Here is a 9,734-nt window from a genome sequence, read left to right as displayed (position 1 = left end):
AGAAGTTGGAGTGGGCAATGGTGTATTTATCCAAAAACGGCAAAAAGAGTAGGCAGAGAAAATCCAAGCAAAACAACACGTTAGACGGTATTATTAATTCGCTTGCCGCTTAAGGTTCTGTACATGAGGGTCGCCTTTTTATTGCCATCGGATTGTGTCATGCCCTATTTCGGGGCAGCTTCCCGTGGCCGGATATATTTCCCGAGAGACACTGCTGATGACATTGAAAATAAAAAGAGAGGCAGCCATGGCTGCCTCTCTTTTTTATTGGCTCGGGGTGCAGGGATTATTTGCAACCCTCTACCGAGGTGGAGTTGATATAGCTGACCTCGCCGGCCGGCTGATAATCGGCGACCTGAATGATCTTCTTCGCTGCGATATAATCCTTCAGCACACCGGCATCCACCAGACCGGCATTGATGGTGTCGATCTTCGGATAACCGTCACCACCGGCCGCGCTGAAGCTCGGGATGGAGAAGCTGTAGGTTGCTGCCGGATCGAAGGCCTTCCCGCCGATGGTGGCGATGTCCACGCTCTTGGCCTGGCAATCCACCGTCATCTTGATGCCGCCGAACTGGGCATAGCCACCGGTATTGGCGGTCTTGGTCGCGACCTGACCCAGGTAGGTCAGCAGCTCGTTGCCGCTCATGGTCGCCTTGTTGACGGTGTTGCCGAACGGATGCACGGTCAGCACGTCACGGTAGCTGATGTCCCCTGCCGCGATGGAGGCACGCACCCCACCGGAGTTGACGATGCCAAAGTCGGTGCTCAGCTTCTCGGCGGTCGCGGTGGTGATGAGACGACCCAGGTTGGTCTGCTTGTTGCGCACGTTGGCGCGCTCACCGTCCAGTACGCCATCGGTGGCACCGATGACCACACCCAGCTCCTGCTGTCCCTTCTCCTGATAGGTGAGCAGGGTGTTGTAGAGCTCGGGATCCTTGACGATCTCTTCTTGGATGAAATCACCGTCCGCGTTCTTCAGGTTGACCGGGATCAGATCGTACTGGGTCAGGGTCAGCTTGCCATTCTGATAGTCAAACTGGGCACGACCTACATACTTGCCCCACTCGTGAGCCTGCATGATCCAGGTGCCGTTCTGCTGATCCGGCTGGCAGTCGTCGCCCGGCTTGAAGTCGGCGTACTTGTCCGGGGTGCCCGGCTCCATGCAGACCGGGTTCTGGGAGTGACCACCGATGATGGCGTCCAGGGTGCCTGCCGGCAGTGCACGGGCCATCTCCACGTCACCCGGTGCGTTGCTGCCGTGCTGACCATTCTCGTAATGGCCCATGTGGGTGATGGCAAGAACCAGGTTCGCCTCTTTGTTGTCGCGGATCTGCTTGCCGAGATTGGCGGCTTCCGTGGTCGGATCGCGGAACTCGAGGGTCTGGACGTTGTTGGGATCCACCAGCTGGGCGGTGTCCTCTGTGGTCAGACCCAGAACGGCGACCTTGAGGCCGCTCTCCAGCTTGAACACCTTGTAGGGATCGAAGTAGCGCTTGCCGCTCGTCTTGTCATAGATGTTGGCGGAGATCATCGGGAACTGGGCCCACTGGCGCTGTTTCTCGAGGATGGTCAGGGGGTTGTCGAACTCGTGGTTGCCCACCGCCATGGCATCGTAACGGATGCTGTTCATGGCCATGAAGTCCGGCTCTGCATCCTGCAGATCCGACTCTGGCACCCCGGTATTGACGTCACCGCCGGAGAGCACCAGCACTTCGCTGCCCGCCGCTTTCGCCTCGGCACGCAGCCGCTCGACCAGGGTCTTCTGGGCCGCCATGCCATATTCGCCCTTGTCGTTGTGCCAGAAACGACCGTGGGTATCATTGGTATGCAAAATGGTCAGCTTGCAGACATTTTCGGTGCAGGGGGCGACGCTGTCGTTGCTTGAGGTATTGCAGCCGCTCAATGCGGCAAGCACTGCCAGTGCGATACTTCCTTTGACAAATTTATAATTCATTTCCATATCACCTTGTTATTTTGTTATTGGACGACCCTATCCAGGATCGGGCGGTAATATAACAAACAACATGTGACGGTTTTTCATCGGCGACTCACAAATTCCGCCAAATGTGATCATCCACGCAACCTGTTTCCCCTATTTGGAACAGAGGCCCCCCACTCACAGAGCAATTTCCCCCATGATGGCAGCCCGCCGGTAACGGTTATGGCATACTGCCCGCCAATCAATGCCAAGGAGTGCCTGGAATGGCCAAGTACGACAAAATTTCCCCCGAAACCCAGCAGGAGGCGATGAAGATCGCCCGTGCCAACCAGAAGCCGGGGCAGACCAAGGAGCAAACCCAGCTCATCGCCCAGGGGATCCAGAAGGGCATAGACGAATACAAGAAACAGATGAAGGCGAAGGCCCGCGAAGCCAGCCGCCAGAAGAAACTGCAAGCCAAAGCCAGGCACTCTTCCCAAGAGACACGGGAAGAGGAGAGCGAAGCCGAGGTCATCGAGCTCACCCGCCAGCACCCGCTGCCCTGGATCCTGCTGGTGCTGAGCTGGCTGGTATTTGCCGTGCTCTGGTTCTGGTTCCGCTGATCCTGCCCAGGCAAACCTTTGCCCTGCGATCCGCTTCACAGCCCGGGCGCGGGGGACTGGTCATTCCCCACCCGGACTGCCTACACTCTGCCCCCCTTGTCAGGAGACACTCATCATGAATCCGGCCCCGCTCTATCTGCTGGCTCCCCTCGCCCTCTTCCTCGTGACCCTGGTGCTCTATCGCATCTCGCCACTGCGGGCGGTTGCCGCCGGCCATGCCCGCTGGTTTATCCTGCCCGCCTTCACTCTCTTTATCCTGCTCATCGTCATCAATGGCGCTGCGGATCCCGCCCTGCGAAGCCCTGCTTTCCACTGGCTGATGCCGGGGTTCGGCTTTGCCCTGAGCCTGTTCCCTGCCCTGCCCAAGGCACTGGTACCGCGCCTGGCTATCAAGGAGGGAGCCTTTGCCGCCCTGGGTCTGATGCTGATGAGCCTTGCCATGGTCTACTGATCGGCAAGCGCTGGCGTCACGATGGCGCCAGCCCCCCTTCTTGTACAAAGAATGGCCTTCAGGCATCTTGGTGGGCGGATAACCGGCATGGAGGCCAGATGAACAATCCGCCCGATTTCATGGCGCTGTGGGATTATCAGGATCCCGTTGCCAGCGCCCAGCGTTTTCAAGCACTGCTGCCCGAGGCGCGTGCCACCAACCTGCAATGGGAGCTGGAGCTCCTCACCCAGATAGCCCGTACCCATTCGCTGCAACGCCAGTTTGCACAGGCGCACCAGCTGCTCGACGAGATAGAACCCCGCCTCACCGAGGCGACTCCACGGGCCCGCCTGCGCGCCTTGCTGGAGCGTGGCCGCACCTTCAACTCCGCCGGTGACAAGGCCAGCGCCAGAGCCCTGTTTGAACAGGCCTGGCAACTGGGAGAACAGCACGAAGAGCACTATCTGGCCATCGATGCGGCCCACATGGTGGCCATCGCCGCCCCCCTGGAGGAGCAGAGCCACTGGCACCAGCTGGCGATGACCCTGGCCGAGCGCAGTCACGACAAGCGGGCGCGAGGCTGGCTCGCCACCCTCTATAACAATCAGGGCTGGACCCTGTTCGAGCTGGGTCGCCTCGACGAGGCCATCGCCTGTCAGCAAAAGTGCCTGGCCTGGCACGAGCAGCACAACAACCAGGGCAAAGCCTTTATCGCCCGCTGGAGTCTGGCGCGCCTGAGCCGGGCCCAGGATCGCCATGAACAGGCCATGGCCGAACTGGCGCAGTTGCGCGACGACATGGCCGCCGCAGGCACCCCCGAGGATGGCTATGTGTTCGAGGAGCTGGGGGAGAATGCGCTCGTGCTCAATGATCCCGCGGCACCCGAGTTCTTTGCCCGCGCCTGGTTTCTGCTGTCACAGGATGGCTGGTTCACCGCCAACGAGGCAGAACGGCTGGCCAGGCTCAAGCAGCTCGCCAAACTCTGATAGGCGTGCGGGGCGGCCAATTGGCCGCCCCGCACATCAGCATGTCTGCCCGAGAGCAGAGGTGACGGCTCAGGCCGGACTCGCCTCTTCCCAGCTCTGCTTCTTGCGATAAATCGTGGAAGGGCTTATTTCCAGCAGGGCCGCCGCCTTGGGGATGTTGCCGTCACAACTGGCGATGGCCTGCTCGATGGCCTCCTTCTCCACCTGCCAGAGCGGACGGACCTGCCTGCGAACGACGACGGATTCTGACTGGGGATCCGCGATCCCGACCGCAGGCTCCGGGGCCAGGGTACGCCCCCCGTTGAGGGGAGGTGGCAGGATATCCGGGCTCACCAGCTCGCCATCGTTGAGCACCACTATGTTGCGCACCACGTTTTGCAGCTCGCGCACGTTGCCGGGCCAGGGGTAGTCGAGCAGCACCTGCACTGCGTCCGCATCAAAGTCCCTGAACCGCTTGTTCTCCTCACCGGCATAACGCAGCAGCAACTCCCGGGCCAGCAGCAGGATGTCCTCTCCCCGCTCCCTCAGGGGGGGCAGCGCCAGCGGGATCACGTGCAGGCGGTAGTAAAGGTCTTCACGAAACCGTCCGGCCTTGACCTCCACCAGGGGATCCCGGTTGGTGGCGCAGACAAAGCGCACATCCACCGTCTCCAGCTTGCCGCTGCCGACCCGCTGCAGGGTGCCGGTCTGGATGAAACGCAGCAGCTTGCTCTGCAGGTCGAGATCCATCTCGCAGATCTCGTCGAGGAAGAGGGTGCCGCCGTCCGCCAGACTGGCCGCCCCCTTGCGATCCCCCTGGGCACCGGTAAACGACCCCTTCACGTGGCCGAAGATCTCGCTCTCCATCAGGTCATGGGGAATGGCGGCGCAGTTGAGGGCGATGAAGGGCTGATCCCGACGCGGGCTGCACTGGTGGATGGCCTCGGCGCACACCTCCTTGCCGGTGCCGCTCTCGCCAGTGATGAAGACGGTGGCCTTGCTCGGCGCCGCGCTCTCGATGATGCGATAGACCGCCTGCATCGCCATGGAGGCACCGATGAAACCGGCAAAGGAGCTGCGCTCGAAGTTTTCCCGATACTGGGCCACCAGCGAGCTGAGCTGCTGGTGCTTCAGGGCATTGCGCGCCGTGGCGCACAGGCGCTTGCCATCGAACGGCTTGGTGAGAAAATCGAAGGCCCCGAACCGCATCGCCTCCACCGCCACATCCACCGAGCCGTGAGCGGTGATCACCACCACGGAGCAGGGCAGTTGCCGCTCCGTGATCTGCTGCAAGATGTCCATGCCGGACATGTCGGGCAACTCCAGGTCGAGCAGCACCACGGGGGGCGGGCTTGCCAGCAATTGTGCCAAAGCCTGCTGGCCACAATCTGCCAGCTGCACCTCGTAGCCATCCTGGGCCAGATACTGCTCATAGACGACCGCCAGACTGCGGGTATCTTCCACCAACAGGACACGGGGTTTGCTTTCAGCCACGAGATCCATCCTTGCGCTTGATTTTGTTGTCTATTCTGGGGGCTAGCCGCCACACACTCAAGACGGCCTCATCGCTTTATCCGGGGGATTGCGACAATACACAAGCAAAAACGGCTCCCTGGGGAGCCGTTTTTATGGTGCTTTGAGCTTATTTCTTGGCGTTGTCGCCATCGGCAGCCGGTTTTTCGATGGCCAGCAGCTCTACGTCAAATACCAGCACGGCGTTGGCCGGGATGGAACCTGCGCCGTGCTCGCCATAGGCCAGCTTGGACGGCAGGAAGAACTTGAACTTGGAGCCGACCGGCATCAGTTGCACCCCTTCGGTCCAGCCCGGGATCACCTGGTTGAGCGGGAAGGTAGCCGGCTCGCCGCGATCGACGGAGCTGTCAAACTTGGTGCCATCAGTCAGGGTACCGGTGTAGTGTACCTTGACGATGTCGGTGGCCTTCGGCTTGGCGCCGTCACCCATCTTCTCGACCTGATATTGCAGGCCGGACTCAGTGCTCTTCACGCCCTCTTTCTTGGCGTTGGCAGCCAGGAACTCTTCACCCTTCTTCAGGTTTTCCACGGCATCCTTGTCGGCCTTCGCCTTGGTCAGCTCGTTGATCTTGGCGTCGTATTCCTGCAGAACCTTCTGGATCTCCTCGTCGGTCATCTTGGCTTCTTTGCCCAGACCGTCGGTGACACCCTTCAGGATCACGGTGTTGTCCAGCTTGATGCCGAGCTCCTGCTGGCGCTCCAGGGTATTGGCGATATAACGACCCATGGAGAGGCCGATCGCATAGCCGGATTGCTCTTCAAAGCTCTTGGCCTCAGCCTTGGGGGCCTCTGCCGGCTTGCTGGCTTCTGCCTTGACCTCTGCGGTGTTGGTCGCAGCAGGTTTCTCATCTTTTTGGCAAGCAGTCAGACCGACGGCAACCGCCGCAGCCAACAGGGACACCTTCAGAAAATTGTTCATCAGTTTCTCCAAAACTCTAAATACCGCTCTCGGTTCCTTCGTGAAATGAGAGGTTTATCGTGATAAGCGCCTTATACTAACGCCGTGATCGCAGGTAACGAAAGCATGAGACAGGAAAAATGATCAAAAGTGCCATTTATCTCATCGGTATTTGCCTGATGCTGACGGGGTGCGAACAACGCTCACTTCCCAGCCAGCAGATCCACCTCGCCAACCAGGGGCTGCTGAGCGCGGATCTCGCCAGTTCCGGCAAGCTCGCGCTCGTCTCCAGCCTGGGTCAGGGCACTGTGGTGTGGGATCTGGAACAGGGCAAGGAGCGCTGGCGCTGGCGCCAGAGCGATGACCAGGAGGAGTTCGTCACCCTGACCCGCTTTTCCCCCGATGACAGCCATGCCATCACCGCCACCCAGCACACCTTCGCCATCTGGCGCTTGCAGGATGGCCGCTCCCAGGGTTACTACTCCCTGCCAGAATCCCCCCTGCGCGATGCGGCGATCTCGGCGGATGGCCGCCAGGTGCTCATCGGCCGTGAAGACGGCAAGGCGGAAGTGGTCGACACCCAGACCGGACGCCGGCTGCAATTTCTCGGCCACACCGAACAGGTCAACACGGTGGATCTCTCCCCCAATGGTCGCTATGCCCTCACCGGCGGCAACGATTACAGCGCCTATCTGTGGGATACCCGCACGGGCCAGGTGGTGTGGCGCTTCAACCACGCCGGGCGAGTGGTGATGGCGAGACTGGATCCGTCCGGACGCTTCGCCTTCACCGCAGACAGTCGCCAGGCCAGCATCTGGGATCTCAAAACCGGCAAGGAGCACAGCCGGTTGCAATACGATCACCGCTTTGAGGTCTACACCAGCGCCCGCTTCGCCAACGGCGGCAACTGGCTCATCACCGGCGCCCCCTCCCGCCAGCTCACTCTGTGGCAGGTGAGTGACGGCCAGCCGTTGCAGAGCTGGCGCGTCTCGCCCCATCCCAAGGTGAAACCGCCGAGCGCTGTGGTCTATGGCGTGGCTTTGCGCGACAATGACCACCTCGTCAGTGCCAGCTCCAGTGGCCTGGCTGAAATCTGGACTATCAAGTAAGGACCAAAAGGCCCATGAGTCAGCAACTAAACGAACGCCTCGAAACCCTGGAAAGCCGCCTCGCTTTTGCCGAATACACGGTGGAGCAGCTCAACGACGAGGTCACCACCCAGGGTCGCGAGCTGGACCGGCTCAAACACCAGATCCATCTACTGGTGGATAAATTGCAGAGCGTACAGCCGAGCCAGATCGCCAGCATGGCCGAAGAGACGCCGCCACCGCACTACTGATGAGTGCCAGCCATAAAAAAACCCGCGCCATGCGCGGGTTTTTTTATCATCGGCCAGGCCGTGATCAGTGCTGATGGCCCTTGCCACCACAACCGCCACCACCGCAGCAACCACCGTGATCGTGATCGTCGCCGTGATCGTGTGCATGGTTGTGACCATGGCCGCCACAGCAGCCACCGTGGTCATGATCGTGATCATGGCCGTGATCATGGTCATGACCATGATCGTGACCGCAGCCACCAGCGCCGTGCACATGGCCATGGGCCAGCTCTTCGGCGGTCGCGGCACGCACGTCCTTGATCTCGACCTTGAAGCCCAGGGTCACGCCAGCCAGGGGATGATTGCCGTCCACCTTGATGAACTCCTCGGACACCTCGATGACGGTCACCGGGCGGTGACCATCGTCGGTCTCGGCCACAAAAGTATCCCCTTCAGACACTTCCATACCGTCGAACAGCTCGCCGGGCACTTCCTGCACCAGATTCTCGTCGTACTCGCCATAGGCCTGGTTCGGCGTCAGGGTGACGTCGAACGCCTCGCCCACGCTGCGGCCTTCCAGCTCGGCTTCGAGGCCGGAGACCAGGTAACGGGTACCGTGCAGATACACCAGCGGCTCTTTACCGACAGTGGTGTCGATGACTTCACCGTGTTCGTCGGTGACCGTGTATTCCAGCGTAACCACGCTCAGGGGAGCTACTTTCATGTCAGGGATCCTGCGGATAGAAAAAAACGGGCTCAGAATACCTCAAAAAGGCAGACAAGCATATGGTCGGCCCGGCTTCGGTGTGATGAAAAAGTCATCAACAGCGACCAGCCTGACCGGCGTACCATCACCTTGAGGCATGGCCCTCACTCGGGACGAAACACCCCTATCACCTGCTCCGCCTCGCGCGTCGCCTTGTCCACCTGCTCCTGGGTCTGCACCTGGGTATCCCCGCACTCGACACAGGTCACCTTCTCGACTCCATGCTCCATATACAGCATCATGGTGTCCATCTTGCCACACGCCGGGCAAACCGCCCCGGCAATGAAGCGCTTTTTACGTCTGGTTTCCATTTTTGTTACCTCCAGGCAGCATCATATCAGGGTTTTTACATGCATCACGCCATCGAATATCAGCATTTTTCCACTTCCACCCTTCAGGTCGGCCCCCGCAAGCGCTCCCCCATGGGCCAATTGCTGCGAGTCACTCAGGGGGCGGCGCTGCTGAAATTGGGTGCCCATGAGCTGCTGCTGACACCTGGCAGCCACTTCTGGCTCTGTGCCGATGCCCTCGCCGCCTTCACCCCTCTGGCTGACTGCCAGCATGATCTGCTGGCCTGCTCCGTTCGGGTGCCCCAGCCCGCCCAGGCTGGCTGGTTGCAGGCAAGCCCGTTGATGGACGCACTGCTGGACAGCCTGGCGGCCTGGTCACGCCCCCGTGACTGGCAAGCCCCCTATGGGCAGCGGCTGCAAGTGATAGGGGATGAGTTGCACGGCTGCACCATCTCGTCACTGGGGGATCAGGCACTGCAAGATGCCTGGCAAGCCCTGGCCAGAGCGCAGCCGGATAGCGTGGCTGCCTGGCAGACCCTGCTGGGCACTCGCGGTCTCGAGGGCCCGGACGCCCGGGCACTGAAGGATCAGTGGCAACTGTTGCAGGGGATTCGCCTGCTGCGAAGCGGCAGCACACCCTCACAGGTGGTGAGCAGGCTGGGTTATCGGGATGAAAGCGCGCTGGCCGAGGCTCATCTGCAATGGCTCGGGGCGCCCCTCTCCCCTCAGCCGTCCGCGACCCGATAAGAGAGGCATAAAAGGATGGCAAAAGAAATCCAGTTTTGCGGCTCACCGCCGCTAACAACAAAGGAGTCATTCATGTCACCATCCTTTATGCTGAACACCCGATTGACCGTCACCGACTAAATAACTGATCCCAATAGTGCTACACCTTCGCTGTGCCATAGCCATTCCCCGGGAAAGGAGACACGGTATCCATGAAGTGTTTCACTCGGGCCAGCAGGTTTGCCATCCCTCTGCATTGATGAT

The 9,734-nt window shown here is 60.5% G+C and carries 11 protein-coding genes; 6 read left to right on the top strand and 5 right to left on the bottom strand.

Going from position 1 to position 9,734, the window contains the following annotated elements; genetic code table 11:
• Positions 1–286: 286 nt before the first annotated feature.
• A complete protein-coding gene (gene ushA / locus HKD46_RS20475) occupies positions 287–1,957 on the bottom strand; it encodes a bifunctional UDP-sugar hydrolase/5'-nucleotidase UshA (RefSeq protein WP_103858426.1) in 1,671 nt (556 codons plus the stop codon).
• Positions 1,958–2,205: 248 nt separating this feature from the next.
• Here ushA and HKD46_RS20470 point away from each other — a divergent pair, with 248 nt between their 5' ends.
• The 3 genes from HKD46_RS20470 to HKD46_RS20460 all read left to right on the top strand — a co-directional run bounded on the left by HKD46_RS20470 (position 2,206) and on the right by HKD46_RS20460 (position 3,960).
• A complete protein-coding gene (locus tag HKD46_RS20470) occupies positions 2,206–2,544 on the top strand; it encodes a DUF2956 domain-containing protein (RefSeq protein WP_041211201.1) in 339 nt (112 codons plus the stop codon).
• A gap of 115 nt (positions 2,545–2,659) precedes the next feature.
• Positions 2,660–2,995: a hypothetical protein gene (locus tag HKD46_RS20465; RefSeq protein ID WP_010673254.1), complete on the top strand. Its 336-nt coding sequence runs from the start codon at positions 2,660–2,662 to the stop codon at positions 2,993–2,995.
• A 98-nt stretch (positions 2,996–3,093) separates the two neighbouring features.
• On the top strand, positions 3,094–3,960 hold the full coding sequence (locus HKD46_RS20460; protein WP_103858425.1) for a tetratricopeptide repeat protein: 867 nt from the start codon (positions 3,094–3,096) through the stop codon (positions 3,958–3,960).
• Positions 3,961–4,029: 69 nt separating this feature from the next.
• Here HKD46_RS20460 and HKD46_RS20455 read toward each other — a convergent pair whose 3' ends face one another.
• Both HKD46_RS20455 and fkpA read right to left on the bottom strand, forming a co-directional pair.
• The gene (locus HKD46_RS20455) at positions 4,030–5,433 is read right to left on the bottom strand and encodes a sigma-54 dependent transcriptional regulator (protein WP_042881314.1); all 1,404 of its coding nucleotides are present in this window, start codon (positions 5,431–5,433) and stop codon (positions 4,030–4,032) included.
• A 148-nt stretch (positions 5,434–5,581) separates the two neighbouring features.
• The gene (gene fkpA, locus HKD46_RS20450) at positions 5,582–6,391 is read right to left on the bottom strand and encodes an FKBP-type peptidyl-prolyl cis-trans isomerase (protein WP_029313875.1); all 810 of its coding nucleotides are present in this window, start codon (positions 6,389–6,391) and stop codon (positions 5,582–5,584) included.
• Between the two features lie 119 nt (positions 6,392–6,510).
• On the opposite strand from fkpA, the gene HKD46_RS20445 reads away from it, so the two are divergent.
• Positions 6,511–7,479: a WD40 repeat domain-containing protein gene (locus tag HKD46_RS20445; protein WP_161470757.1), complete on the top strand. Its 969-nt coding sequence runs from the start codon at positions 6,511–6,513 to the stop codon at positions 7,477–7,479.
• Between the two features lie 14 nt (positions 7,480–7,493).
• The gene (locus HKD46_RS20440; protein WP_010673249.1) at positions 7,494–7,709 is read left to right on the top strand and encodes a SlyX family protein; all 216 of its coding nucleotides are present in this window, start codon (positions 7,494–7,496) and stop codon (positions 7,707–7,709) included.
• Between the two features lie 64 nt (positions 7,710–7,773).
• Here HKD46_RS20440 and HKD46_RS20435 read toward each other — a convergent pair whose 3' ends face one another.
• Both HKD46_RS20435 and HKD46_RS20430 read right to left on the bottom strand, forming a co-directional pair.
• On the bottom strand, positions 7,774–8,412 hold the full coding sequence (locus HKD46_RS20435) for a peptidylprolyl isomerase (RefSeq protein ID WP_161470756.1): 639 nt from the start codon (positions 8,410–8,412) through the stop codon (positions 7,774–7,776).
• Positions 8,413–8,558: 146 nt separating this feature from the next.
• Positions 8,559–8,765: a YheV family putative zinc ribbon protein gene (locus tag HKD46_RS20430; protein WP_010673247.1), complete on the bottom strand. Its 207-nt coding sequence runs from the start codon at positions 8,763–8,765 to the stop codon at positions 8,559–8,561.
• A 39-nt stretch (positions 8,766–8,804) separates the two neighbouring features.
• On the opposite strand from HKD46_RS20430, the gene HKD46_RS20425 reads away from it, so the two are divergent.
• Positions 8,805–9,491 (top strand): hypothetical protein, encoded by a 687-nt coding sequence (locus HKD46_RS20425; RefSeq protein ID WP_128272273.1) that lies wholly within the window; start codon positions 8,805–8,807, stop codon positions 9,489–9,491.
• The last annotated feature ends 243 nt before the right edge of the window (positions 9,492–9,734 follow it).

This window comes from Aeromonas sp. TW 6, from assembly GCF_013168745.1.
GTDB lineage: Bacteria > Pseudomonadota > Gammaproteobacteria > Enterobacterales > Aeromonadaceae > Aeromonas > Aeromonas caviae.
Note: the sequence above shows the minus strand (reverse complement) of the source record. Positions and strands in the feature narration are given on the sequence as shown.

Coding starts and splice junctions, on each gene's coding strand:
- ushA (WP_103858426.1), bottom strand. CDS start 1,957: ATGAATTATAAATTTGTCAAAGGAAGTATCGCACTGGCAGTGCTTGCC.
- HKD46_RS20470 (WP_041211201.1), top strand. CDS start 2,206: ATGGCCAAGTACGACAAAATTTCCCCCGAAACCCAGCAGGAGGCGATG.
- HKD46_RS20465 (WP_010673254.1), top strand. CDS start 2,660: ATGAATCCGGCCCCGCTCTATCTGCTGGCTCCCCTCGCCCTCTTCCTC.
- HKD46_RS20460 (WP_103858425.1), top strand. CDS start 3,094: ATGAACAATCCGCCCGATTTCATGGCGCTGTGGGATTATCAGGATCCC.
- fkpA (WP_029313875.1), bottom strand. CDS start 6,391: ATGAACAATTTTCTGAAGGTGTCCCTGTTGGCTGCGGCGGTTGCCGTC.
- HKD46_RS20445 (WP_161470757.1), top strand. CDS start 6,511: ATGATCAAAAGTGCCATTTATCTCATCGGTATTTGCCTGATGCTGACG.
- HKD46_RS20440 (WP_010673249.1), top strand. CDS start 7,494: ATGAGTCAGCAACTAAACGAACGCCTCGAAACCCTGGAAAGCCGCCTC.
- HKD46_RS20435 (WP_161470756.1), bottom strand. CDS start 8,412: ATGAAAGTAGCTCCCCTGAGCGTGGTTACGCTGGAATACACGGTCACC.
- HKD46_RS20430 (WP_010673247.1), bottom strand. CDS start 8,765: ATGGAAACCAGACGTAAAAAGCGCTTCATTGCCGGGGCGGTTTGCCCG.
- HKD46_RS20425 (WP_128272273.1), top strand. CDS start 8,805: ATGCATCACGCCATCGAATATCAGCATTTTTCCACTTCCACCCTTCAG.